The organism is Blautia acetigignens (assembly GCF_025566865.1).
Classification (GTDB): domain Bacteria; phylum Bacillota; class Clostridia; order Lachnospirales; family Lachnospiraceae; genus Blautia_A; species Blautia_A acetigignens.
The window spans coordinates 198,208-225,106 of record NZ_JAOQJM010000004.1 but is presented as its reverse complement, the minus strand read 5'-3'; the positions used below and the strand labels follow the sequence as shown (position 1 = coordinate 225,106).

Here is a 26,899-nt window from a genome sequence, read left to right as displayed (position 1 = left end):
TATTTATGTTATCAAAAACGAAAAGGGATGTGGAAATATGGATTGGAATCTTAAAATAACAGATATGGCAGGAGCTTCGCCAGAACATTCTTCTGTAATTGTAAACTTTGTTGCAGCAGTCAGACACCAGTTAAGAAACAGTACATGTTATGTATATTCGGATAATGTTCAATATCGTTTCAAAGATAATCAGGGTAGGGACAAGATTGTAATGCCTGATGCTTCCATAAATTGCCGTACAAAATCAAGGCGTGGAAATACATTTACAGATGCGCCGCGTTTTGTTATGGAGGTTTTGTCACCATCAACAGAAAATTATGACCGAACAGAGAAAATGCAGTTGTATTGTGAGCAGGAGATTGAAGAATATTGGATTGTTGACTGGCGTAAAAGAACAGTTGAAATTTATGAGCTGGACTATGAGGGAGAGACTCCAAAATACTACCTTTTAAAAACGATTACGGAAGAAAACAAAGACGAGTTACAATTATTACATTTTCCCAAGATAAAGATTACTTTTGACGAATTATTTGATGAAATTGATTAGTGACTTGTAACAAAGGCAGCAGCAAATATGGTAGGCGGAATTGCCACAGCCATTTAAGCCGCCAATAGCAATTTATTGACATGGCAGAATGATGGAGGTGATTGGAAAGGGATTGACGGAAAAGAATTTCAGGAATTAAGAAACAGATATATGGAGCGAAAAAATGCGGCTTTTGACTGAATAAAATTGTAGTTTTATTGATTTTGAAATTCTCCTTGATAATTGGATAGTGTGAGGTTGGAGGATGGGCGTTTTGCCCCTTTTGAGAATGTGGCGGTTTGTCCCATGACATCAACTATAAAACGTGAAGCTCCAGGAATGGGCTTCACGTTTTATGTAAAAATATTTAATGTTTTGAAAAAAATAGTTGCAATCTTATTTGGAATTTGATATACTATTAATCGTTTCGGGGTATGGCGTAGCTTGGTAGCGCGCACGGCTGGGGGCCGTGAGGTCGCAGGTTCAAATCCTGTTGCCCCGATTAGAAGCAGAGATGTAAGAACTTGGAGCAGTTGACTTCAGGTTCTTTTTTATTTTCTAAAATTACATAAAACAAAAATGCTGTCAGTAGATCGTAACGAAAAATTACTAAAAATGTCGAAAATTCTCGAGAAAAATTAAAATTTCTATTTCTTTGCGGTAAAATATGGTTCGTATACATATTTTACAGGAGAGGAATGGAAAAAGTGGTTTGTGGGTCTGGCTGCGCTGCTTACGGTTCTGTTTTTCATGCCAACAGCAACACCGCAGGCAGCCACCAAGAACACGACCACCTGGAAAGTCAAGGTAAATGAGAAATATAGCGGAACCCTGACTTTGGATGGAACACAATGGTATCTTAACTGCAGTAAAGTGAATTTCAAGAGACTCAATTATTTGAGACGAATTGTTCATCTGCAGACTCCGAAGGGATGTAAAATCACCACTGGATACTATTACTTTAATACCCAGGGAAGGCTTGACAGAAGAAGAACCTTTCATGACCTGGATACCAGAATTGGCAGCACACGTTTCAAGGGAACTTACTGTTTCGGGGAAGTGAATGGAAGACTTCATCAGCAGTACGGATGGTATCGGGTCGGCGGTGTGAACTACGGAATTGGACCAACTGGAAAACTACCTTGGCACCCTGAAGAAAAACGTTCAGTCCGTACTGAACAGCTACGGCAGCGGCTGGTCTGTCTATGTAAAAGACTTAAAGACCAACACTTCATTCACCATCAACGACACCAGCATGTACCCGGCCAGCATCATCAAGCTGTTTGTCATGGAAGCTACCTACGCCAGCGTCAGGGAAAAAAGAATCGCCCTGACTGCCAACGTAAAGACCCTGCTTCGTGAGATGATCACCGAAAGCGACAACACCAGCTACAATTCCCTGATCCGTGTGATCGGAAAGGGAAATTTCTCTGCAGGCTGCAGCTACATCAACAATTACATCAAGCAGAAAGGCCACACAGGAACAGGCGTGCACCACTACCTGAATGGCTGCCAACCGGCCGCTTAAATTTCTCATTGACAAAATGCGGCAAAAATGTTAATGTATTAACCACAGGATAATAAGAGAAATGCTTTGATAAGGAATAGTATACAGGAACCAGAGCGCAGAGAGCTGTCGGTCGGTGTAAGACAGCGGAAGGAATCTGTAGAACTCGCCTTGGAGCAGCTGCTTGAAATTGCCCGTACATATTTCGGTTGTCGGCAAGAGTAGACGCAGACGGCTTCCACCGTTACCAGGAGAGGATATAAGGAGTGATCCCGTATCCGTTGAGTGTATGATTTTTCATGAAATAAGAGTGGTACCGCGTAGGACATAATGTCTTCCGTCTCTTGCACAGATATGTGCGGGGCGGAAGACTTTTTTGTTTACAGAAACTGCTTTCCTGTAAGACGAGAATATTTTTCCCAAGTAAGCAGATTATATTTGACATTCACGAAAAATCCGCAAAAGCCAGATCTTAAATTTACAATATGGAGGAACAGAAAAATGATGAACGCAAGCAAGTACAAAAGACAGTATTACCTTCCACCGGAAACCTGCATGGACTGGGCAAAGAAGGACTACATTGACAAAGCACCAACATGGTGTTCCGTAGACCTTCGTGACGGCAACCAGGCACTTGTAATCCCAATGAGCCTGGAGCAGAAGGTTGAGTTTTTTAAACTTCTTGTAAAAATTGGCTTCAAAGAAATCGAGGTTGGTTTCCCGGCAGCTTCCGAGACAGAGTATACCTTCCTTCGTACCCTGATCGACCGCGACCTGATCCCGGAGGATGTTACCATCCAGGTACTGACTCAGGCCAGAGAGCACATCATCCGCAAGACCTTTGAGGCAGTCAAAGGTGCTCCAAAAGCCATTGTCCACGTATACAACTCCACATCTGTTGCACAGCGTGAACAGGTATTCAAAAAATCCAAAGAAGAAATCTTAAAGATCGCTGTAGACGGTGCCAAATTATTAAAAGAGCTGGCTGAGCAGACAGAAGGAAACTTCCAGTTTGAGTACAGCCCGGAGAGCTTCACCGGAACCGAGCCGGAATATGCTCTCGAAGTGTGCAACGCAGTCATCGATGTATGGCAGCCGACCCCGGAGAACAAATGCATCATCAACCTTCCGGTAACCGTAGAGCATTCCATGCCTCATGTATACGCAAGCCAGGTTGAGTACATGTGCAAGCATATGCTGCACCGTGAGAACGTGATCGTATCCCTGCATCCGCACAACGACAGAGGCTGCGGCGTAGCAGATTCCGAGATGGGAATCTTAGCAGGCGCAGACCGTATTGAGGGAACCTTATTTGGAAACGGCGAGCGTACCGGTAACGTTGATATTGTAACCCTTGGCATGAACATGTATTCCCAGGGCGTTGATCCGAAGCTTGACTTCTCCGACATGCCGCATATCTGCGAGGTATACGAGCACTGCACGGGAATGTCAGTAGGAGAGAGAAGCCCATACAGCGGCGCTCTTGTATTTGCAGCCTTCTCCGGCTCCCATCAGGATGCCATCGCAAAAGGCATGCACTGGATCGAGGAAAAAGACCCGAACCGCTGGACCGTTCCTTATCTGCCGATCGACCCGACCGATGTTGGCCGCAACTACGATGCAGACGTTATCCGTATCAACAGCCAGTCCGGTAAAGGCGGCGTAGGCTACATCCTGGAGACCAAATACGGCCTGAACCTTCCTCCGAAAATGCGTGAGGCAATGGGCTACACAGCCAAAGGTGTTTCCGATCACCTTCACAAAGAGCTTCACCCGGATGAGATTTTTGACCTGTTTAAGAAAACCTTCGAGAACGTGGCACAGCCGTACAGCATCAACGAGGTTCATTTCCAGCAGAAAGAGGTTGGAATCACAACTAAGGTTACCTCCACATTTAACGGCAGGACCATTACAACAGAAGCCACTGGAAACGGCCGTCTTGACGCGGTAAGCAACGCACTGAAGAAAGCATACGAGCTGAAATATACCCTGGAAGTATATCAGGAGCATGCCTTAGAGCGCAGCTCCAGTTCCAAGGCCATTGCCTATGTTGGAATCAAGAAGCCAGACGGCACCATGGCATGGGGCGCAGGCGTAGACCCGGATATCATCCGTGCCTCCATTGACGCACTTGTAACAGCCATCAACAATCGCTGAAAATATTGACGGACGCTGTCGTATTATTATAATAAGAAGAAAAGCCATCGCAGATTTTCCCGAAAAAGGAAGCTGCGGTGGCTTTTTTTGTCCGAATAATACGATGGAAAAGCGTTGACCAGAAAGAAAATCACAGGGTATAATACATTTGTAATAAAAAAACCTTGACATTTTAGCCTTTATTAAATATAATTTTCTCATACATTACAAAAATGTTACGAAATAAATAATTAAAGAAATCAAAACATAACAAAAGTGCAAGGAAAGAAGAATATGAAATTAAAAAGAAGTTTACATGATGTAACAACTGATGAGGATAATAAGATTCCTTTGGAAAAGCCGGATCATTCTCCCATACATAATTTTGTAGCTCTTAGTGCCTGTGCCGCGTTGGCGATGATTTTGGCAGTTGGATCAAAGGCAGCAGGGTCCGGGGAACGAAGCCAGGTATACGCAGCTTCGGATGCAGAGAACGAGACCGAGCTTGCCGGGATCGTTTCGGGAACTTTGGAGTATACCCTGCCTACAGGAATTGCAGGTATGGTGACAAGTGTTGCAGATACCCCTCTGGCCGGATCTGCTGTAACACGGATCGGAACCTCCTGTGAGAACGTAATGGTAGGTCAGCGTGTGAAAAAGGTAACAGGAAATGCGGACGAGCTGGATGTAGGAGATTCCATGGCGGACACCGTGGACAGCTTTGACGCAGCCGTGTCTGTTTCCTCAAGTGCCAAGATGATGTCCGATTCGGACTACGACAATCTGCTCCATATTGTGGAGGCAGAGGCAGGAACCGAGGATATTAAGGGCAAGGTACTGATTGCCAATGTAATTATGAACCGTGTGGCAAACAAGGAATTTCCTAATACGGTTACGGATGTGATCATGGACCGGAAAAACGGAGTGCCCCAGTTTTCCCCCATCTATGACGGCAGGTTCTATGAGGTAACGGTCACAGATGAGACGAAAGAGGCGGTAAAGCAGGCCCTGGAGGGAGTGGACTACTCCCAGGGAGCTTTGTTTTTTATACAGCGCTCCGCAGCGGAGAAACAGAACGTGGTCTGGTTTGATAAAGACCTTAAGAAGCTGTTTAAGTACGGCGTTCACGAATTTTACACCTATCCAGACGAGAATGATTCGGGAAAAGACGGGATCAAGGACTCCGGGGAAGAAGCCGATGTTCAGCTGGCGAAAAAATAATATTCTGGAAAAACGGGAAGCCATACCGGGCGCATCTGCCGCCTGGGTGGCTTTTTAAAATTTCCTATTGATTTAGCACGGTGAAGTATGTATAATACCTGTAAGGTCAAAATGATAGAAAAAATAAGAGAATTTTGTACCAGAACAGGAGAAATGCGTTAGCCCTGTGACAATAAAGGAAAGGCAGGAATGACAACATGCAGGTAATGTACCAGAGCACCAGAGGAAAAGGGGAGCCGGTAACCGCTTCCCAGGCTATTTTGAAGGGACTTTCTGAAGATGGAGGTCTGTTTGTACCCACAAGCATTCCATCCCTTGATGTTTCTATGGAAGAGCTTTCCCAGATGTCTTATCAGGAGACAGCATATCAGGTAATGAGCCGTCTTCTTACAGATTTTACAGAGGAAGAATTAAGAACCTGTATTAACAGTGCATATGATAAGAAATTTGATACAGATGTGATCGCACCTCTTAAGGAAGCAGACGGTGCATATTTCCTGGAGCTGTTCCACGGACCGACCATTGCGTTCAAGGATATGGCACTGTCTATTCTGCCATACCTGATGACCACCGCTGCGAAGAAGAACAACGTGAAAAATGAGATCGTCATTCTTACAGCGACCTCAGGAGATACCGGCAAGGCTGCACTGGCTGGTTTTGCGGATGTTCCGGGCACAAGAATTATTGTATTTTACCCGAAGCACGGCGTAAGCCCCATCCAGGAGAAGCAGATGGTGACCCAGAAGGGCACCAATACTTACGTAGTCGGCATCACAGGCAACTTTGACGATGCCCAGACAGCAGTGAAGAAAATGTTCAATGACAAGGAGATGGCAGCAGAGCTTGCCGATGCAGGCTTCCAGTTTTCTTCCGCCAACTCCATTAATATCGGACGTCTTGTTCCGCAGATCGTATATTATGTATACGCTTATGCCACACTGGTCCGCCAGGGCAAGATCCAGGCCGGCCAGGAGATCAACGTGGTAGTACCTACAGGAAACTTCGGAAACATTCTGGCAGCATTCTATGCGAAACAGATGGGACTTCCGGTGAAGAAGCTGATCTGTGCATCCAATGAGAACAAGGTATTGTTTGACTTCTTCTCCACTGGTACTTATAACCGTAAGAGAGATTTCATCCTTACCAGCTCTCCGTCTATGGACATTCTGATTTCCAGCAACTTGGAGCGTCTGATCTACCGTATTACAGGCGAGAATCCGGATACCTGCGCGCAGCTGATGGAAGCACTGTCAAAAGGCGGCGAGTACACCATTACACCTGAGATGAAAGCACAGCTTGCAGACTTCTACGGCAACTTCTGTACAGAAGAGGAGACAAAGGATGCCATCCGTGAGGTTTATAAGGCCAGTGATTATGTCATTGATACGCATACTGCAGTTGCGGCAGGCGTATATAAGAAATATGTGGCAGATACAAAGGACGATGTTCCGGCAGTGATCGCTTCCACAGCAAGCCCGTACAAATTTACAAGAAGCGTTATGGATGCTATTTCAGAGGGACATGAGAATCTGGATGACTTCGGACTTGCAGACGCCCTGGAGAAGCTCTCTGGCGTAGCAGTGCCGAAAGCTGTCAACGATATCCGTACCGCACCGGTTCTTCATGACCGCGTAGTGGATGCAGAGGATATGCCGAAGACCGTGAAGGATATTCTCGGAATCAAATAAAGGAAATGTCTGCTGAAAAATCTGCATTTTATGTTGAAAAACGGCATATACTAGAGTATAATAACTTTTAGAAAAAAAGAATCCTGGGATGTGCGAGGCCCCTTTTATTTTTGAACCTACATTGACATCAAGGGAATCCAAGATCGCAGTGCGGATGTCAGACCTCTCGTTGTGGTAGGCAGAAGTCCTGTTGAGGATACCCACCTAGCGGCAAGCTAGGCGTCAAAAGAAAGGGAACGGCATTCTGGGATTTTTTAGAATCAGGAGGCAGGTAACATGGGTGTTACAGCAAAGAAATTTGGGGAATTAACCTCCGGCGAGGAGATTACTCTCTATCATCTTGAGAATCAGTCGGGCGCTTATGCAGAGGTTATGGATTACGGTGCCATCCTTGTGAAGGTGGTTGTTCCGGATAAGGACGGCAGGCTTATAGATGTAGTGCTTGGCTATGATGACGTTCAGCAGTATGAGGTGAACGGATGCTTTTTCGGAGCCATTATCGGAAGAAGCGGCAACCGTATCGGAGGCGCGAAATTTTCCCTTTATGGACAGGAATATCAGTTAGGAAAGAATGAGAATGACAACAATCTTCACAGCGGTCCCAATGGCTTCGAGAAGAAGATTTGGACTGTGAAGAATACCGATCAGGATAAAAATGCAGTTACTTTTTTCAGGGTCAGCCCGGACGGGGAGAACGGATTTCCGGGAGAGTTTGAGGTTTCCGTTACTTATGAGCTGACTGAGGACAATGCCATCCAGATTTATTACGGCGGCATCAGCGACAAGGCAACCGTGGCCAACATGACCAACCACTCTTACTTTAACCTTGCAGGAGAGGGCAGCGGCAAGGTTCTGGATACATATGTTACCATTCATGCCAAGGATTACACTCCGGTGGATGAATTTTCCATTCCTACAGGTGAGTATGCGTCGGTAGAGGGCACTCCAATGGACTTTAACAAGGCTAAGAAGATTGGTGACGAGATTGACGCCGATTTCCAGCAGCTGAAGTTTACTGGCGGCTACGACCACAACTATGTGACCGACAATTACGCCAAGGGCAGCAGAAGAGTGATCGCATCTGCTTATAATGAGGCATCTGGTATTACGATGGATGTAATTTCTGATTGTCCGTGCGTGCAGTTCTATGCAGGCAATTTCGTCATTGATGAGAAAGGCAAGAACGGACATGTTTACAACAAGCGTGAGGGCTTCTGTCTGGAGACACAGGTGGAGCCAAACGCAGTGAATGTGGAGACCTTCCATTCTCCTGTACTGGAAGTCGGAGAGAAATACCAGTCCTTTACTGCATATAAGTTTGGCGTGCGCAAATAAAAGGACAGGCTGCCTGTGGCAATATTCCCATATATAAGGACATGTTTGTCTGGTCTTCTTCATATATTTACTGTATGAAGAAGACCAGATTTTTTTATGAAATTAATTATTTTCTCATTGTGCTGTTGGGGTGGCTGCTGCTGTTTCATAAGGCGGCGGAGGTGAACCGCGCCAGGGAAAAAGAAGGCTGGAAAACCTGGACAGGATGTGTGCTGGGAATTGCCGGGGCGGGAGGGATTGAGAGCGGAATGGCGGTTGGTATGCAGAATACTGGAAGCGCTGAGGCAACGGAGAACGATGACCTTCCAGAAATTGCTGAATCTGGGGATGAGAGACTTTCTACGCTGTCAGGAAAAATCCGTGTGCTTCTCATGGATTCAGGCTATCAATCTTATTATCATTCCTCTGTGACTTTGAATTTAAACGGAGCAGATTATGAGTATACTCCAGATTCCCCCGAACTTTCCCAGGGCGAACTTGTCCTGGGCGGCGGAGAAGCGGGAATCACCATCACTTCCATAGAAAGACAGGAGAGTCCGCCGGTTTACTACGGAACCCTGGAAATTCAAAATACGCCCCAGGGCTTGCTTCTGATCAATGAACTTCCCCTGGAAACCTACCTGGAAGGCGTGGTTCCAAGCGAGATGCCGGCCTCCTACGAAGGCCAGGCCCTGATGGCACAGGCAGTATGTGCCAGAACCTATGCTGTATGCCAGATGGAAGAGGGCAGCCTTCAGGAAGAATACGGGGCAGATGTGGATGACAGCGTGAATTTCCAGGTCTATGGCAACATTGCGCCCACAGACAAAACCAGCCAGGCAGTAAGAGAAACCAGCGGCCAGATCATGTGCCAGGACGGAAAGCCAGTAACTGCCTATTATTTTTCCACCTCATCCGGCAGAACCAGCACGGACGAAATCTGGGGCGGGACGTCATCCTCCTATCTGAAAAGCGTGGAATGCGAGTTTGATCAGAACGCTCCCTGGAGTAGCTGGAAGGTGACAATTCCCTGGACGGTTCTGGAAGAGAGAACCAGGAATCTGACCGGCAGTGAAAGCCTGGAATCCATACAGGTGGTGAAAAAAAGTGAAAGCGGTGCCGTAACCGGGCTTCAGATCACCACAGAAAAGGAGGCGGTGCAGTTAGAAGGGGAATACGAAATCCGGGAATTTTTGTCCCCGCAGGGCCAGACCATCACGGAAAAAGATGGAAGCACCGTGACTGGGGGAAGCCTTCTGCCAAGCTCTTATTTTCAGTTGAAGGCAAATAAAGGCGGCTGCGTGGAAATCACAGGCGGCGGTTTCGGGCATGGCGTGGGAATGAGCCAGACGGCAGCCAATGAGATGGCAAAAGAAGGTTACAGCTGGCAGGAAATCCTGGAATATTTTTTCCGGGACATTACCTTGGACAGGTACGAATAAATTTTCCGATGGCAGGCAATATCCAGGCAGACAGTAGACAGAAATCCCATTTCATGGTATGATACAAAAAAATTGCGCGATAGACTGGCAGGGGTACTTAAATGCAGCAGATGTTTAATGTTTGCTATATCAGGTCCTGCACCGCCTATCGCAGTAACAGCAGGAGCAATTGTATGGATAAGAAGAAAGAAAAACAGAGCGTTGTCCAGCTGATCCGTGGGTTCATGCAGCGGGCAAACGGGGATCATGTGGGCGCATATGCAGCCCAGGCTGCGTACTTTCTGATCATGTCGTTCATTCCGTTTATTCTGTTTCTTACAACTATGATCCGTTACACGCCTTTGACGTACAACATGGTCAGCGAGGCCATCCGGGCATTTGTGCCCCATAATATACAGAATTTTGTGCTTACCATTGTATCTGAGGTTTATGGAAGAAGCACGGCAGTGGTGCCTATTTCCGCTATCATGGCACTGTGGTCTGCGGGGAAAGCCATGCAGTCCCTTACCAATGGGCTGAACACCATTTACCATGTAAAGGAGACCCGTAACTGGCTGATGACCCGGCTGTATGCAGTGGTATATACTTTTATGTTCAGCGTTGCCATCATTGCCAGCCTCCTTCTTCTGGTACTGGGAAACCAGATCCAGGCCATGGCGCTGAAATACATTCCTTTTGTGGGAAAAATCATCGGCAAGGTGATCGGAGCCAGGACAGCCCTTGTGTTTGCCGGCCTGTTTCTGATCTTCCTGATTCTGTATAAAATGCTTCCCAACCGCAAGGCAACCTTCAAAAGCCAGGTGCCGGGAGCGGTGCTGATCGCAGCGGGATGGTCCTTGTTTTCCTATTTCTTTTCCCTGTATTTCGAGCTGTTTCCAGGCTTCAGCAATATGTACGGAAGCCTGACGGCACTGATCATGGTAATGCTGTGGCTGTACATCTGCATGAACCTGCTTTTGTACGGTGCGGAGATCAATTCTTACTTTGAGAAACAGTTCCGGCTGGCCCAGGCATCTGTGCGGGAAATGTTAAGCCGGGAGCACGAGGAAGCGGAAAAAGAAATCGAAAAAGAGAAAAGAAAGCTTCTGGAGAAAGTGCCGGAGAAGAAAACACAATCCTCCGAAGCCAAAAAGAAAGAAAAAGAAAGCCCTTGACAGATTTGCTTTCCTGTGGCATAGTAATAAAAGAGAAAAAGCCAGGAAGGTGTTTTTAGGAAATTATTTTCTTCCAGAGAGAGGAAGTCATCGGCTGTAAGCTTCCTTAAGTTCAGATAGTTTCTGAGTTTCGCACCGGAGCCGCGTTTCTGAAAGATTCAGTAGGAAGCGACGTGATGCTGCGCGTTAAGCGGCGAGAGAGCCTGTATACACAGGAATCAGGGTGGTACCGCGGATATGCTTCGTCCCTTTAGCTGGGGACGGAGCTTTTTTATTGTAAAAGTCTGGGCAGCAGCTGTGCCTGCGTGAAAGCTTGCTTGCACGCAGGCACAGATATTGCCCAGGCTACCCCATATGAACAAGTAGGCCGATAGGCCGGATTGTGAATATGGGGTGGATTGCGGGAGCGCGAAGCGCGGAGCAATCCACTTTTACAATAGGAAATATCGGCTATGCCGAGATTTCCTTTCCTTCCTTCCACTCTTCTGGCAGATCATAAGAATAAAGGAGAAATGAACCATGGATATGAAAGAGAGACTTCAGGAACTGGCTGAGAACGCCAGAATCCGGATCGAGGAATCCGAAGGCCTGGACAAGTTAAACGATGTGCGCGTTGCATATCTTGGAAAAAAAGGTGAACTGACCGCAATCTTAAAAGGAATGAAGGACGTATCACCGGAAGAAAGACCGAAAGTAGGACAGCTTGTAAATGAGACAAGAGCCAAGATCGAGGGTCTTCTGGAAGAATCCAGACAGAAATTAGAGGAAGCAGTCAGAGAAGAGAAAATGCAAGCCGAGGTCATCGACGTAACTCTTCCTGCAAAGAAATCCAGAATCGGTCATCGTCATCCCAACAGCATCGCCCTGGAAGAGGTGGAGCGTATTTTCATCGGAATGGGCTATGAGATTGTAGAAGGACCGGAAGTGGAGTATGCAGACTACAACTTCACCAAACTGAACATCCCGGAGAACCATCCGGCAAGAGACGAGCAGGATACTTTCTTTATCAATGACTCCATCCTTCTTCGTTCCCAGACTTCCCCGGTACAGGCCCGTACCATGGAGAAAGGCAAGCTGCCAATCCGTATGATCGCACCTGGCCGTGTATTCCGTTCTGATGAGGTGGATGCAACCCATTCTCCATCCTTCCATCAGATCGAGGGACTTGTCATTGACAAGAACATTACCTTTGCAGATCTGAAAGGAACTCTGGAAGTATTTGCCAAAGAGCTTTTCGGACCTGAGACAAAAACCAAATTCAGACCGCACCACTTCCCATTCACAGAGCCAAGTGCAGAGGTTGACGTTTCCTGCTTCAAGTGCGGCGGAAAAGGCTGCCGTTTCTGTAAAGGCTCCGGCTGGATTGAAATCCTTGGCTGCGGAACTGTTCATCCCAACGTACTTCGCATGTGCGGCATTGACCCGGATGAGTACACAGGCTTTGCATTCGGTGTAGGTCTTGAGCGTATTGCCCTTCTGAAATATGAGATCGATGACATGCGCCTGCTTTATGAGAACGATATCCGTTTCCTGAAACAGTTCTAGAGCATGTTTGAAAAAGGCTCTAATAAATAAAAAGTGAGAAGAGGATTAAATAAATGAATACTTCATTATCTTGGATGAAAATGTATGTGCCGGATCTCGATGTAACCGCACAGGAATATACAGATGCAATGACCCTGTCAGGTACAAAGGTAGAGGGATTTACCAAGCTTGACGCAGACCTTGACAAAATCGTCATCGGACAGATCGAGAAGATCGAGAAGCACCCGGATGCTGATAAGCTGATCATCTGCCAGGTAAATATCGGCAGCGAGACCATTCAGATCGTAACCGGTGCACCAAATGTTAAAGAAGGAGACAAGGTTCCGGTTGTTCTGGACGGCGGACGTGTAGCCGGCGGCCATGACGGCAAAATGACACCTGGCGGAATCAAGATCAAAGCCGGCAAGCTTCGCGGAGTTCCGTCAAACGGTATGATGTGCTCCATCGAAGAGCTTGGAAGCAACCGCGACATGTATCCGGAAGCTCCGGAATACGGAATCTATATTTTCCAGGAAGATGCAGTTGTGGGCGAGAGTGCAATCAAGGCACTTGGACTTGACGACGTTGTATTTGAATATGAGATTACTTCCAACCGTGTAGACTGCTACGGCGTTCTTGGAATCGCAAGAGAAGCAGCCGCTACCTTCGGCAAGAAATTCTGCCCGCCGGAAGTAAAGGTGACAGGAAACGATGAGAAAGCATCCGACTACGTGAAAGTAACTGTAGAGAAACCGGAGCTTTGCCCGCGTTACTGTGCAAGAGTGGTAAAAAATGTAAAGATCGGACCGTCCCCGAAATGGATGCAGCGCTGCCTGGCTTCCAACGGAATCCGCCCGATCAACAACCTGGTTGATATTACAAACTATGTAATGGAAGAGTTCGGACAGCCAATGCACGCTTACGACCTTGACACCATTGCAAACCATGAGATCGTTGTCCGCTGTGCTGGCGAGGGCGAGAAATTCGTCACTCTTGACGGCCAGGAGCGTACCATGGATGAGAACGTGCTGATGATCTGCGACGGCGAGAAGACGGTTGGAATCGCTGGTATCATGGGCGGCGAGAACTCCATGATCACAGACAATGTGCACACCGTTCTTTTCGAGGCAGCATGCTTCGACGGAACCAACATCAGACTTTCCTCCAAGAGAATCGGACTTCGTACAGATGCTTCCGGTAAATTCGAGAAAGGCCTTGATCCAAACAATGCAAAAGCCGCAATCGACAGAGCCTGCCAGCTGATGGAAGAGCTTGGCGCCGGCGAGGTTGTTGGAGGAATGGTTGACATCTGCAGCAAAGTAAGTGAGCCATCCCGTGTGAAATTTGAGCCAGACCGCATCAACGGACTTCTTGGAACCAATCTTTCCAAAGAAGAGATGCTTGGCTATCTTGCAAAAATTGAGCTTGCCTATGATGAGGAAACAAATGAGATCGTAGCACCTACCTTCCGTCAGGATATCCACTGCATGGCAGATGTTGCTGAGGAGGTTGCACGTTTCTACGGATATGACAAGATCCCGACTACTTTACCGTCCGGTGAAGCTACCACAGGAAAAATGCCATTTAAGCTTCGCATTGAGAACATTGCAAGAGATATCGCAGAGTACTGCGGATTTTCCGAAGGCATGACCTACTCCTTCGAAAGCCCGAAGGTATTTGACAAGTTAAGAATCCCGGAGGATGATATGCTCCGCCAGGTGATCACCATCAGCAATCCGCTTGGTGAGGACTACAGCATCATGCGTACCAGCACCCTGAACGGAATGCTTTCTTCCCTTGCAACCAACTACAACAGAAGAAACAAAGACGTTCGCCTGTACGAGCTTGGAAATGTTTATCTGCCAAAGGCTCTGCCGCTTACAGAACTGCCGAATGAGAGAACCATGTTCACACTTGGAATGTACGGAAACGGTGATTTCTTTGACATGAAGGGTGTTTGCGAGGAATTCTTTGAAAAGATCGGCATGAAGAAGAAAATGGAATATGATCCTGCAAGCAAGAAGGCGTTCCTTCATCCTGGAAGACAGGCCAACATGATCTATGAAGGCACTGTTGTGGGATACCTTGGAGAGGTTCATCCGCTGGTTGCTGACAATTACGGAATCGGCGACCGTGCATATATTGCAATGATTGATATTAAGAGCGTTCTGGAGTTTGCAAACTTCAACCACAAGTTCACTGGAATTGCCAAATATCCGGCTGTAACCCGTGACATCAGTATGCTGGTTCCGAAGCACGTTCTTGCAGGACAGATCGAGGATATTCTGGTACAGCGCGGCGGAAAGATCCTGGAGAGCTATCAGCTGTTTGATATCTACGAAGGAAGCCAGATCAGAGGCGGCTACAAGTCTATGGCTTATGCCCTTGTATTCCGTGATCATGACAAGACTCTGGAGGAGAGCGAGATTTCTGCAGCAATGAAGAAAATCTTAAATGGTCTGGAAGGACTTGGAATCGAGTTGAGAAGCTGATGCTTTTATATGTGATAAGACATGGGCTGACTCCCTGGAATCATCTGCATAAGGCCCAGGGGGCAGCGGATATTCCTCTTGCACAGGAGGGAATCGACCTTGCGAAAAAGACGGGAGAGGTGTTGCGGGATGTGGATTTTGACATCTGTTTTACCAGCCCTCTTACCCGGGCAAGACAGACAGCGGCTCTGGTACTTGGGGGCAGGGATGTTCCAACGATACCGGATGCGCGGATCCAGGAGATTAATTTCGGAGATCTGGAAGGCCATGTGATGCGAAAAGGCGATGCCATGGAGTCAGACTGCGGAGAATTTGATCTGTTTTTCAAGGATCCTCTGAAATTCCCACGTCCCAACAATGGGGAAAATATTCAGGATGTGCTGAAGCGGACCAGGGATTTCTGGGTGGAGAAAACCACGGATCCTTCTCTGGCAGATAAGACCGTGCTGGTATCTTCCCACGGATGTGCAGTGCGGGCGCTGCTTCAGAATCTGTATCAGGATCCGGAGCATTTCTGGCATGGATGCGTGCCGCCCAACTGCAGCATCAATTTAGTAGAAGTAAAAGATGGCAAAGCCAGATTCCTGGAGGAAGATAAGGTTTACGCCTGAAAATATGTGATATGTTATAATACCCTTGTCTATGTGAAAAGACAGTCAAACAGGCCTTTTTACCGGACAGGGGTATTTTTTTAGCCTGGTATTTTTTATAGTAATGCAAATTATGCCTGGCGACTTGTTATTATTAGAAAATTGTGATATTATAATAAAAATATACTATAATTCACAATATATGATGATATCAGGGGCAAAAGGTCAAAAAGCCGTTCATGCTTGCATGATAAGGCTTTTGAACTTGGGACCCGCCGAACATGAGGAAGTAGCGATTTACGTAGTAAATCAGCGGATTCCGAATGTTCGAGAATTGCGGGAGCTGCTTTGCAGCGGAGCAATTCGTGGATATCAAGTTAGGGGCAAAAGACCTTTTGACCCTAACATCAAAATTAAACATGGGGAGGCAGACAATGAAGAAAAAAATAACACATTCTGTATTGTTTGTTGCGGTCCTTGCAGGTACCACTGCGCTGACATTATACGCAGGCAGAGGAAATGTATCATCCACCATTTACAATTTCGTATTCCTGGCGGTGATCGCAGTACTGTACATGATCGCAATGTTCGGCGGAATGTTCCGCATGAACAATCTTGGCTCTGCATTTCACAGGGCAGTAGAAGAACTGAACAGCATGTTCAAGACTCCGGGCAAGACCGACCCGAAGAATCTCACTTACTTAGGAGAACTGTTTGATGATAAATATCTGGATCAGAAGATGGACAGCTTCACAGACAGCATCAACAACAGTAAGGAAGGTCTTGGAGATATCGAGGAGTTTATCAATGAAGACGAGCTGGATATCCACATCCACAAGAAGCTTCTGGAAATGGTGCCGGATATTTTCACCAGCATCGGTATTCTGGGAACCTTCCTTGGTCTGGTATGGGGACTTCGTGATTTCCAGCCTACAGACTACAGCGCCATGACTTCCTCTGTGGCAGCGCTGGTAGAAGGTATTAAGGTAGCGTTCCTTACCTCTATTTATGGTATTTCTTTTTCCATTGTATATACCTTTGGCATGAAAGGAGAGTATTCTTCCATGACAGAGGAACTGCAGGCATTCCTTGAGAAATTCCACTCCTGTGTAATGCCTACTGCGGAGAATGAATCCAGGAACCTGCTTCTTGCAAGCCAGAAGCTGCAGACAAGTGCCATGAAGCAGATGGCAGAGCAATTTTCCGTTCAGATGGCAGACAGCTTTGAAAAGGTCATTACCCCTACCTTCCAGAAGATGAACGATTCTCTGGATATGCTGGTGGCTTCTGTGACCAGATGCCAGGAGGATGCCATCCGGGATATTTCCGATGAGTTTTTGAAGCAGATGAACAATTCCTTCCATCTGCAGTTCCGTGATTTCAACCTGGCTCTTGACCAGCTGAAGAAGGCCCAGAAGGAGAATACGGCTTATACCTCTGCCATGTATCAGACTATGAGTCAGAAGCTTTCTGAGACCTATGAGAAGCAGGATAAGGCCATCACCGATATGGTGAAGGAGATGGGCGGCATGCAGACACGGTATATGTCCACAGCCAACCGCATCCTTTCCGAGAATCAGGAGATCCAGAAGATGCAGCAGCAGGATTACCAGCATGTTGTGGATTACCTGAAGGATGCAGAGAAATCCGCAGCCAAGTTCTGGGTTGCATGTAATCAGGCAATGCAGAAATATGTGGAGACAGCAGCTGCTTCTATTGAGAAGGTGTCTTCTGCAGGTCAGGAAAGTGCAGATCTGATCCAGGCCAACAAGAAGATGGCGGAGAATTTCACCGCGCAGATGGAAGATTTTGCCCAGTATCAGCGGCTTTCCTATAAGACTATGGAGCAGGTAAGACGTCTCCTTAGCGAGGTTTCTGCAGCCAACACAAGAGATGTATCTCTGATCGCAAGCGGAAGAAATGATTCCATGGACAAGCTTGCGGACCTGATCGCAGAGCAGAATGAGAGACAGCAGGCTCTTTTGGAAGAGATCAACAAGAACATGAAGGAGCTTTCCAAAGCTGCACAGAAAGGGAAATTCGGCTTATTCAGATAAGAGGAGAGAAACATGCGCAAAAAAAGAAAATCAGGAGAGGACGGCTTTAATGTATGGCGCTCCTACTCCGATGTTATGGCCGGTGTTCTGCTTCTTTTCATACTGATCATGTCATTGACGCTTTTTCAGGCTCAGAAGAGCTACGACGAGAGTATTCAGGAGAGAGATGAGAAGCTGGCCCTTCAGGCAGAGTATACAGCAGATCTTCTTGCCAAGCAGAATACCATTGAGGAACAGGAAGGCACCATTAAGACCAAGGATGAGAAGCTCACGGCCCTTGCCCAGACACTGGCAGAGCAGGAAGCCAAGCTGAAAGAGCAGCAGGCTCTTCTGGATCAGCAGCAGACAGATCTGGATGAGAAGACTACACTGCTCAGTGAACAGCAGACCAAGATCGATAATATTATCGGTGTCAAAGCTGAGGTTGTAGAGGCTCTCCAGAAAGAGTTCAAGAACAACAACATCAATGTAAATCTGGATTCCCAGACTGGTGCCCTTACACTGGATGCCAGCGTTCTGTTCGATGTAAATGAGTCAGAGCTTACAGATGCTGGTAAGGAAGCACTTCGAAACGTACTTCCCATTTACTGCAAGGTTCTGATGGAGGATACATATAAGAGCTATCTTGCAGAGATCATCATTGACGGTTATACGGATACAGATGGTGATTATGCGTACAACCTGGAACTGTCACAGAGACGTTCCCTTGCAGTGGCACAGTATCTTCTGGACATCCAGGGAGAATTCCTGACTGCAGACCAGAGTCTGGATCTGCAGGATTACCTTACCGTAAACGGACATTCCATGGCGAACCCTATTCTGGATGCCAATGGAAACGTAGATAAGGAAGCGTCCCGCCGTGTTGAGGTTAAGTTCCGCTTGAAGGATGACGAGATGATCGATGAGCTGAGCAAGATCATGTCCGGAAGCGAGGACACCGCGGGAAGTACAGATGGGGCTGCGGATGCAGGAACGGACAGCGGTAATTAATAATTCGGCTGAAATTTATGAAATATAAAAGAGAGTATCTTTACCATTTTCCTTTTGGGGAAGGTAAGAAGATACTCTCTTTTTATGATAGTTGTGTTTTATCCCAGCCTGGAAAGGGCTTCCTCGGACACGATTTTCTTGCGGACGCAGAGGAAAATAGTGAAGGCTGTGGTTGCCGCGGTGATATCGGAAATTGGTTCTGCGTAATAAATTCCCATAACACCAAAGAATTTCGGAAGAATCAGTGCCAGCGGAATCAGTAGGATCACCTTACGAAGCAGGGCAATGAAAAGGGAAATTTTCGCCTGTCCAAGTCCCATGAAAGTAGTCTGGCAGCCCATCTGAATACCAAAGATGGCAATTCCCGCCATGAAGATTGGCATTACTTTTTTCACCAGTGCAAGCAGTTCAGGGTCAGAGGTAAAGATTCCGGCGAACATACCCGGGCAAAATACGGTCAGAAGACAGAAAATAGTGGAAACCGCAAAGGTAAAGCTGATGGTAAGACGATAGGTCTTTTTCACACGGTCAAACTTACGGGCACCGAAGTTATAGCTGATAATCGGCTGTACGCCCTGGGTAAAGCCCTGGATGGGAACTACCGCAAGCTGCATTACGCTTTGCAGGATGGTCATGGATCCTACATAAAGGTCTCCGCCGTAAATGGAAAGTCCGCGGTTTAATACAATGTTGATGGCGCTTTCTGTTGCCTGCATGATGAAAGGAGAAATTCCAAGTGCCATAATATTTTTCAGAATGGAAAAGTCAATGGCAAGGTTTTTCCTGCGGATGCGGATGGCGGATTTCTCAGAGAGAAGAAACTTTACTACCCACACTGCGCTCACTGCCTGGGAAATAATCGTGGCAAGGGCAGCGCCCTGTACATTCATATTCAATACAAAAATGAAAATGGGATCAAGGATGATGTTGATCACGGCTCCAATCAGTACGGAAAGCATGGCAGTCCGCGCCTGTCCCTGGGAGGAAATAAACATGTTCAGTCCCAGAGCAAACTGTACGAAAATCGTTCCCATGAGATAAATGGTGATGTAATTTACCGCATAGGTGATGGTCTGGTCACTTGCCCCGAACAAAAACAGAAGGGGACGCTTAAAAATCATGAAAATAATTGTCAGGGAAATGGAGAAAATAAGAAGGACGCTGACACCATTTCCCAGGATTTTTTCCGCACGTTCTTTGTCACCTTTTCCAAGGGCAATGGAAGCCAGGGGAGCACCTCCTGCACCGATAAATGCGCTGAATGCGGAGATCAGCATAATGATGGGGAAGGTAAGTCCTACTCCTGTCAGTGCGATTGGTCCAACTTTGGGGATATGCCCAATGTACATTCTGTCAATAATGTTATAAAGAACATTGATCAGCTGGGCAATTACAGAAGGAATTGCAAGGCTAGCCATAAGACGGGGCAAGGGCATTGTGCCAAGTTTCTGTTCTTTTGTCTGTTCCATGGAATACCTCTTTTCTAAAACTCAGCCTCCGGGCAGCAACGGACTTCGGGCAAAATATACCGCAAAGCGGGGGTGTGCAGATTGCGGGATTGATTTTGGGGGCACGCTCTAAACTGTGTATCTGCCAGGTGCTGAGAAGTAATTTGTAAGGATCGCAGGACTGCCTGAATATGCAGTAACCCGCAAGGAGTAAGTATAACATAGGGACGAATATTAGGCAAGAATGATTCCGTACCATTGGAGCGGCATACGAAAATGTTTTGGATGGATTGATGATAGAAATTACCAATAAGCAGTATGGGAATTCAGAGGGAAATGTGATATGATATTATGAGTTAGGATATTCTAACTAAATGAGACTGCTTTTGACCGGACATAAAAAGGGCAGGAATGGTACCTGGCCGCGTGGATGCGGCAGAGATCTGGTACAGAACCTTTTTTCCGGCATAAGCTATTGTAGAATATAAAGGAGTTTTGTGCGTATGAATGTATTCTGGGGACTGATGATCCCTTTTTTTGGAACGACCCTGGGGGCGGCCTGTGTTTTCTTTATGAAAAAGGAACTGAATCCGCTGGTGCAAAAAGGGTTTCTTGGTTTTGCGGCGGGCGTGATGGTGGCGGCTTCGGTATGGTCCCTTTTGATTCCGGCAATGGATATGAATGCTAGGATGGGACGGTTGGCTTTTATTCCTGCGGCAGTTGGATTTTTGATTGGAATTGGATTTTTGCTTTTTATGGACCGCACAGTGCCTCATCTTCATCTGGACAGTGAGGAAAACGAAGGACCAAAATGCAATTTAAAAAAAACAACAATGCTTGTACTTGCGGTGACATTGCATAATATTCCGGAGGGGCTGTCGGCAGGAGCTGTGTTTGCGGGAGCTTTGTCCGGAAATGAGACGGTGACCATGGCGGGCGCATTTGCCCTGGCCATTGGAATTGCCATACAGAATTTTCCGGAGGGCGCCATTATTTCCATGCCCCTTCGCGGCAACGGAATGAGCCGGAGAAAATCCTTTGTTTATGGAACTGCATCCGGTGCGGTGGAGCCTATCGCGGGCGGTCTGACACTTCTGCTTGCGAAGTACATTACTCCGGTGCTTCCCTATCTGCTGGCCTTTGCGGCAGGTGCCATGATTTATGTGGTAGTGGAAGAGCTGATTCCCGAAGCCAGCGAGGGCGAACACAGCAACATCGGAACCCTGGCATTCGCAGGCGGATTTGTGTTGATGATGGTGCTGGATGTGGCACTTGGATAGCTCGGATTACGAATGCGGTCGGCAGTTGTGGGAGCGCTCAGCGCGGGTTACTGTTCACTTCGTGCCCAGTAACACGCTTCGCGATGCACAGAAATCATGCTTTGAATGATTTCGCGCCGCAATCCTCGGGTTTTCTGTGAACTTTGTTCACAAAAAACACCTCGCGGAATATTACCTATGAACAGTAACCAGCGCGGAACAACTGACTTTCATATTTGGAAATACTGTTGCAATTTGCATATTTCAAGTATAAAATAGACACCAGAGCAATTTTTACAAAAGAAAAACAAACTGCCCCATTTGGCAGCTGAAATTTGAAGGAGAGAGTAAAATGTCAACAAAAATCGGACGAAATGATCCCTGCTGGTGCGGCAGTGGAAAGAAATACAAAAAATGTCATGAGGCTTTTGATGCGAAGGTGGAGATGCTCAGACAGAAAGGCTATCCGGTCCTGGACCACAAGCTGATCAAGACTCCGGAGCAGATCGAGAAGATTAAGGAGAGCTGCAAGATCAACGTTGCAGTTCTTGACTACGTGGCAGAACACATCAAAGCCGGCGTTTCCACAGAGGAGATCGACCGCTGGGTTCATGAGGAGACCGTACGCCACGGCGGAATCCCGGCCCCGCTGAATTATGAAGGTTTTCCAAAGAGCGTTTGCACTTCCATCAATGAGGTAGTGTGCCACGGCATTCCTTCCGAGGATGAGATTTTGAAGGATGGCGATATTGTAAACGTAGATGTTTCTACTATTTATAATGGATATTTCTCCGATTCTTCCCGTATGTTCTGCATCGGAAACGTAAGCCCGGAGAAGGAGAAGCTGGTCCGCGTTACCAAGGAATGCGTGGAAATCGGTATTTCCAAGGTAAAACCATGGGAGCCAATCGGTAACATGGGACATGCGGTGCATATGCATGCTCTTGAGAATGGCTACACCATCGTTAAAGAAATCGGCGGCCACGGCGTAGGCCTGGAATTCCACGAAGATCCGTGGGTTAGCTACACCTCTGAGGAAAACAGCGGTGTGATCATGGAGCCTGGCATGATGTTCACCATTGAGCCTATGGTAAACATGGGAAGCGACGAGGTTTATACCGACGAGGAAGATGACTGGACCGTCCGTACCGAAGACGGCCTGCCCTCCGCCCAGTGGGAAGTAACCGTCCTGGTAACCGAAGACGGCTGCGAGGTCATCTGCTGGTAAGGTTTTACTGAAAGGGAAAGGCATCTACAGAAAGTTTCATAAAACAATAAGCCGTGTGTACAGGTGAAATTCTTTACTTGTATACATGGCTTTTTTTAGAAAGGCTCTTGAAAAAGTTTAGAGCAAATGGTACTATAATTTCAAAGCATATTTCTATAAGTCTAGGCATTCTTGCCATCTGTTATTCTAAATCATCACTTCAGAAATCCATGCTTTTAATTTCAATCAAAAAACAGGGCAGGGGTTTGAGGTGTAAAATAGCAGTGCGGCATATTCCCATACTCCTGGAGGAACAGGAGGTATAAGCCTATGGCAAAAAGAAAGAATAACGCTGGTACTGTAAAGAAAAAGCAGATTACAGAAAAGAATCTGAAAGCAAACAGAAACTATAAAGATACCGTATTTCGAATGATTTTTTCTGACAGGAAGAATTTGCTGTCATTGTATAATGCAGTAAATGGGACTTCCTACAAAAATCCGGAAGAATTGGAAATCGTGACACTGGAAAATGCAATTTATATGGGGATGAAGAATGATCTTGCGTTTATCATTGCTACGAATCTATTTTTGTATGAACACCAGTCTACATATAATCCAAACATGCCGTTAAGGGATTTGTTTTATATTTCCAGTGAGTATCAAAAGCTGGTTGACCATAAGTCTTTATATTCTTCTGTATTGCAGAAAATACCGGCTCCGAATTTTATTGTGTTCTACAATGGAACAGAGAAAAAAGAAGACCGATGGGAAAATGCATTGTCAGATGCGTATGAAACGCCGGATAAAGAACCAAGGCTTGAATTAAAGGTACTGACATTAAATATGAATGAAGGGCATAACAAAGAACTGATGGAGCAGTGCCAGACACTGAGAGAATATGCAAAATACGTTGCATTGGTAAGAAAATACAAGAAAGAAATGAAACTGGATGCAGCTGTCAAATGTGCAGTGGACGAATGCATTCAAAGTGGGATCCTTGCAGAATTCCTGAAGAAAAATAGAGCAGAGGTGATTGCTGTGAGTATATTTGAATACGACAAAGAGGAAGAGGAGAAAAAGCTCCGTAAGGCAGAATATGAGGCCGGGTACGATGATGGAAAGAAATTAGGTATTACAGAGGGTGAAATACGTAAGGCAAAAGAAACGGCAATAGAACTGACAAAAGTGGGGATGGCGAAATCGCAGATAGCGGCTATCCTTAAAGTGAATGAGAATATGCTTCGACAATGGCTTGAAAAATAATGGCTATTTGTAAAGAATGCGAAAAAACTTCAGAAAACCTGGTGAGAAACAAAATTTGCAAAAATAATGGTTGCAATACGGGAACAACTATAGTATAATCACTTATGTTGTGAAAAAAGATGGTCCGCTGTTACCGTGATGGGTATTAAGAACATCCAGAGAATAAGGAGAGAATAACATGAACGAAATTATTAAAAACATCGAAGCAGAGCAGCTGAAAAAAGAAGTACCGCAGTTCAACGTAGGAGATACCGTAAGAGTACACGCTCTTATCAAAGAGGGTAACCGTGAGCGTATCCAGATCTTCGAGGGAACTGTATTAAAGAAACAGGGCGGAAGCACCCGTGAGACTTTCACAGTAAGAAAAGCATCCAACGGTGTTGGCGTTGAGAAGACATGGCCGCTTCATTCCCCACACGTAAAAGAGGTTGAGGTTATTCGTCGTGGTAAAGTACGTCGTGCAAAACTTAACTACTTAAGAGACCGTGTAGGTAAAGCAGCTAAGGTTAAAGAGCTGGTTAGATAATTTTGGACGTATTCAATCGTGAATGAAATTTGCTGCACAGATGGCGATCACTGTCTGTGCAGCATTTTTTTCTTTTTCTTTACCGGAAACTGTGTTAGAATGAAATCGTGTATCTAATGTAGCAGCAAGTGGTATAAATTTTGCAACCTGGTACAATAGCGCTGGAATATTCGCGGTACCAGTATGTAAACGGAGTAATTATGAGCGAAAGAAGAAACAAGAAAGAGACGGAGCAGCTTTTTAATATGCCGGAGATCACACGGATGGAGAAGAAAGCCCTGTCCAGTGCCAGAGAGAAGTTAGAAGACAGTAAGTTAAGAAAGGTGCTGATCTGGGTATTTGAGATCGTGGTCACCCTTATTTTTGCGGTGCTCACCTCCATGATGCTGTTTCAGTCCGTAACCATGCAGGAAAGCTCCATGGAGCCTACACTGGCCGTTGGCAGCCAGTATTTTGTAAATAAACTTGCCTATAAGACTTCCTCACCGAAGCGGGGCGACATCATTGTTTTTCGCACCAACGGAAGCGACGATGCGGCACTTCATGTCCGCCGGGTAATCGGACTTCCAGGTGAGACGATCCAGATTGTCAACGGACGGATCCTGATTAATGGAGAGGCCTACAAAGAAGGCAAGGATTTTCCGTCCATCAACAATCCGGGAATGGCAGCCAATGCCATTACTCTGGAAGCAGGAGAGTACTTTGTTCTAGGAGACAACCGAAACAACAGCGAGGACAGCCGTTACGCTGACATCGGCAAGGTAAATAAGAAATACATAACCGGCAAGCTGTGGTTCCAGATTTCCCCAAGAAAAGAGATCGGCCTGCTGGATCAATAGTAGAGCGCAGGGCCTGCCTGGAAAGGGCTCTGTTTCTAACTTACTTGAAAAATTTTGCAGAACAATAAAGCGAGGTAAATATGAACGTACAGTGGTATCCTGGTCATATGACCAAGGCAAAAAGACAGATGCAGGAGGATATCAAGCTGATCGACCTGATCATTGAGCTTGTGGACTCCAGAGTTCCCCTTGCAAGCCGCAATCCGGACATTGACGAGCTTGGCAGAAACAAAGCCAGACTGATCCTTCTGAATAAATCTGATCTTGGCGATGAACGCCAGAATGAAGCCTGGAAGGCCTATTTCCAGGCGAAAGGATTCTATGTGGTGAAGGTGGATTCCAGAAGCGGCGCTGGAATGAAAGCCATTCAGGCTGCCATCCAGGAAGCCTGCAAGGAGAAAACAGAGCGGGACAGAAGAAGAGGAATCAAGAACCGTCCCATCCGCGCCATGGTAGTGGGAATCCCCAACGTTGGCAAATCCACTTTTATCAATACTTTTGCAGGAAGAGCCTGCGCCAAAACAGGCAACAAGCCTGGCGTGACTAAGGGCAAGCAGTGGATTCGCCTGAACAAGAATGTGGAGCTTCTTGACACTCCTGGAATCCTGTGGCCCAAATTTGAGGATGAGGAAGTGGGAATGCGTCTTGCGTACATTGGTTCCATCAAGGATGATATTCTGAACCTGGAAGAGCTTTCCCTGACCCTGATCGATTTTCTCAGGGAAAAATATGCAGGAGCGCTGGAAAAACGCTATCAGATTGCAGAAGAGGGAACCGCTGTACAGGTGTTAGAGGCAATTGCCAGATCCAGAGGCTGCCTGAAAAAAGGCGAGGAGCTTGACTATGCCAAGGCTTCTTTGATCCTTTTTGATGATTTCCGTTCCGGCAAAATTGGAAGAATTACCTTGGAATGGGTGCCCCAAGAGGAAAAATAACATGCAGAAAATTGGAGAAATCAAGGCAGAGCTTCAGGCACTGCAGCCGGAAGAGTACGATGCCTTTTTTGAAAAATACAAGGATGATACCAGAAACGGTGTCAGAAAGCTTCTGGAACAGCTTCATAAGAAGGAGGCTGCTTACCAGAAGGAGCTTGCCCGCACGGAAGCGATGAAGGTCTATGAGCATAAATATGAAGACCTGGGTTATATCTGCGGCATTGACGAGGTGGGAAGAGGTCCTCTTGCCGGTCCGGTGGTTGCAGGTGCGGTAATTTTGCCAAAGGACTGCAAGATTTTGTATCTTAATGATTCCAAGCAGTTAAGTGCAAAGAAAAGAGAAGAGCTGTATGATGTGATTATGGAGAATGCGGTGGCAGTGGGAATTGGAATGGCAAGTCCCCAGCGGATTGATGAGATCAATATTCTTCAGGCTACCTATGAGGCTATGCGGGAAGCTATCAGTAAGCTGGATCCGGTGCCACAGATTCTTTTAAATGATGCGGTGACCATTCCCCAGGTGACTATCCCACAGGTGCCGATTATAAAGGGAGATGCCAAGAGTGTGTCCATTGCTGCGGCAAGCATTGTGGCGAAGGTAACAAGAGACCGGATGATGGTAGAATACGACAAGACCATGCCGGAATATGGCTTTGCATCTAACAAGGGGTACGGCGCGGCTGCGCATATTGAAGCGCTGAAGAAATACGGGCCAAGCCCCATACATAGGGCAACGTTTATTAAGAACTTTGTGTAGAAAATATTTCGAAAGTACATAAGA

Annotated in this window: 21 protein-coding genes, 1 tRNA gene, 1 other RNA gene and 2 other annotated features; of the genes, 22 read left to right on the top strand and 1 reads right to left on the bottom strand. The window is 46.5% G+C overall.

Annotated elements, in window-relative coordinates:
- The first annotated feature begins 37 nt into the window (after positions 1-37).
- From OCV70_RS07575 to OCV70_RS07505, 15 genes are all read left to right on the top strand, one after another.
- Positions 38-547: a Uma2 family endonuclease gene (locus tag OCV70_RS07575; protein WP_021924974.1), complete on the top strand. Its 510-nt coding sequence runs from the start codon at positions 38-40 to the stop codon at positions 545-547.
- Between the two features lie 407 nt (positions 548-954).
- Positions 955-1,028: transfer RNA gene (locus tag OCV70_RS07570), tRNA-Pro, on the top strand.
- 618 nt (positions 1,029-1,646) lie between these two features.
- Positions 1,647-2,054: a serine hydrolase gene (locus OCV70_RS07565; protein ID WP_021924973.1), complete on the top strand. Its 408-nt coding sequence runs from the start codon at positions 1,647-1,649 to the stop codon at positions 2,052-2,054.
- A 57-nt stretch (positions 2,055-2,111) separates the two neighbouring features.
- Positions 2,112-2,381, top strand: a binding site (T-box leader).
- A 153-nt stretch (positions 2,382-2,534) separates the two neighbouring features.
- A complete protein-coding gene (locus tag OCV70_RS07560; RefSeq protein WP_173767228.1) occupies positions 2,535-4,190 on the top strand; it encodes a 2-isopropylmalate synthase in 1,656 nt (551 codons plus the stop codon).
- A gap of 273 nt (positions 4,191-4,463) precedes the next feature.
- A complete protein-coding gene (locus OCV70_RS07555) occupies positions 4,464-5,390 on the top strand; it encodes a cell wall hydrolase (RefSeq protein WP_021924970.1) in 927 nt (308 codons plus the stop codon).
- A gap of 197 nt (positions 5,391-5,587) precedes the next feature.
- Positions 5,588-7,078 carry a threonine synthase gene (gene thrC / locus OCV70_RS07550; RefSeq protein WP_021924969.1) on the top strand — a complete coding sequence of 497 codons (1,491 nt, stop codon included), beginning with the start codon at positions 5,588-5,590 and terminating at the stop codon, positions 7,076-7,078.
- A gap of 77 nt (positions 7,079-7,155) precedes the next feature.
- A non-coding RNA gene (ssrS, locus tag OCV70_RS07545) (6S RNA) lies at positions 7,156-7,333 on the top strand.
- A 21-nt stretch (positions 7,334-7,354) separates the two neighbouring features.
- Positions 7,355-8,413, top strand: coding sequence for an aldose epimerase family protein (locus OCV70_RS07540; RefSeq protein ID WP_021924968.1), 1,059 nt, complete (start codon positions 7,355-7,357; stop codon positions 8,411-8,413).
- A 161-nt stretch (positions 8,414-8,574) separates the two neighbouring features.
- Entirely contained in the window at positions 8,575-9,834 is a 1,260-nt protein-coding gene (locus OCV70_RS07535) for a SpoIID/LytB domain-containing protein (protein ID WP_207743284.1), read from the top strand.
- A gap of 173 nt (positions 9,835-10,007) precedes the next feature.
- The gene (locus OCV70_RS07530) at positions 10,008-10,988 is read left to right on the top strand and encodes a YihY/virulence factor BrkB family protein (protein WP_021924966.1); all 981 of its coding nucleotides are present in this window, start codon (positions 10,008-10,010) and stop codon (positions 10,986-10,988) included.
- Positions 10,989-11,022: 34 nt separating this feature from the next.
- Positions 11,023-11,241: a binding site (T-box leader), on the top strand.
- Between the two features lie 272 nt (positions 11,242-11,513).
- Positions 11,514-12,533, top strand: a complete 1,020-nt coding sequence (pheS, locus tag OCV70_RS07525) for a phenylalanine--tRNA ligase subunit alpha (RefSeq protein ID WP_173767240.1) — start codon at positions 11,514-11,516, stop codon at positions 12,531-12,533.
- Between the two features lie 53 nt (positions 12,534-12,586).
- On the top strand, positions 12,587-15,004 hold the full coding sequence (gene pheT / locus OCV70_RS07520; RefSeq protein ID WP_021924964.1) for a phenylalanine--tRNA ligase subunit beta: 2,418 nt from the start codon (positions 12,587-12,589) through the stop codon (positions 15,002-15,004).
- On the top strand, positions 15,004-15,615 hold the full coding sequence (locus OCV70_RS07515) for a histidine phosphatase family protein (protein WP_021924963.1): 612 nt from the start codon (positions 15,004-15,006) through the stop codon (positions 15,613-15,615). The genes pheT and OCV70_RS07515 overlap by 1 nt, the downstream gene beginning before the upstream one ends.
- 413 nt (positions 15,616-16,028) lie before the next feature.
- The gene (locus tag OCV70_RS07510) at positions 16,029-17,651 is read left to right on the top strand and encodes a MotA/TolQ/ExbB proton channel family protein (RefSeq protein ID WP_021924591.1); all 1,623 of its coding nucleotides are present in this window, start codon (positions 16,029-16,031) and stop codon (positions 17,649-17,651) included.
- Positions 17,652-17,663: 12 nt separating this feature from the next.
- On the top strand, positions 17,664-18,641 hold the full coding sequence (locus OCV70_RS07505; RefSeq protein ID WP_021924592.1) for an OmpA family protein: 978 nt from the start codon (positions 17,664-17,666) through the stop codon (positions 18,639-18,641).
- Between the two features lie 98 nt (positions 18,642-18,739).
- On the opposite strand, the gene OCV70_RS07500 is transcribed toward OCV70_RS07505, so the two are convergent.
- Complete coding sequence (locus OCV70_RS07500) at positions 18,740-20,110, bottom strand: MATE family efflux transporter (protein ID WP_021924593.1); 1,371 nt, start codon at positions 20,108-20,110, stop codon at positions 18,740-18,742.
- A 482-nt stretch (positions 20,111-20,592) separates the two neighbouring features.
- Here OCV70_RS07500 and OCV70_RS07495 point away from each other — a divergent pair, with 482 nt between their 5' ends.
- From OCV70_RS07495 to OCV70_RS07465, 7 genes are all read left to right on the top strand, one after another.
- Positions 20,593-21,369: a ZIP family metal transporter gene (locus tag OCV70_RS07495; protein ID WP_117849688.1), complete on the top strand. Its 777-nt coding sequence runs from the start codon at positions 20,593-20,595 to the stop codon at positions 21,367-21,369.
- A gap of 331 nt (positions 21,370-21,700) precedes the next feature.
- Complete coding sequence (locus OCV70_RS07490; RefSeq protein WP_117849691.1) at positions 21,701-22,576, top strand: methionyl aminopeptidase; 876 nt, start codon at positions 21,701-21,703, stop codon at positions 22,574-22,576.
- A 309-nt stretch (positions 22,577-22,885) separates the two neighbouring features.
- Entirely contained in the window at positions 22,886-23,818 is a 933-nt protein-coding gene (locus tag OCV70_RS07485; protein ID WP_021924394.1) for a hypothetical protein, read from the top strand.
- A 178-nt stretch (positions 23,819-23,996) separates the two neighbouring features.
- Positions 23,997-24,344 (top strand): 50S ribosomal protein L19, encoded by a 348-nt coding sequence (gene rplS / locus OCV70_RS07480; RefSeq protein ID WP_021924395.1) that lies wholly within the window; start codon positions 23,997-23,999, stop codon positions 24,342-24,344.
- 200 nt (positions 24,345-24,544) lie between these two features.
- The gene (lepB, locus tag OCV70_RS07475) at positions 24,545-25,183 is read left to right on the top strand and encodes a signal peptidase I (RefSeq protein ID WP_021924396.1); all 639 of its coding nucleotides are present in this window, start codon (positions 24,545-24,547) and stop codon (positions 25,181-25,183) included.
- An 80-nt stretch (positions 25,184-25,263) separates the two neighbouring features.
- On the top strand, positions 25,264-26,118 hold the full coding sequence (gene ylqF, locus OCV70_RS07470; RefSeq protein WP_021924397.1) for a ribosome biogenesis GTPase YlqF: 855 nt from the start codon (positions 25,264-25,266) through the stop codon (positions 26,116-26,118).
- Between the two features lies 1 nt (position 26,119).
- On the top strand, positions 26,120-26,875 hold the full coding sequence (locus OCV70_RS07465) for a ribonuclease HII (RefSeq protein ID WP_021924398.1): 756 nt from the start codon (positions 26,120-26,122) through the stop codon (positions 26,873-26,875).
- The last annotated feature ends 24 nt before the right edge of the window (positions 26,876-26,899 follow it).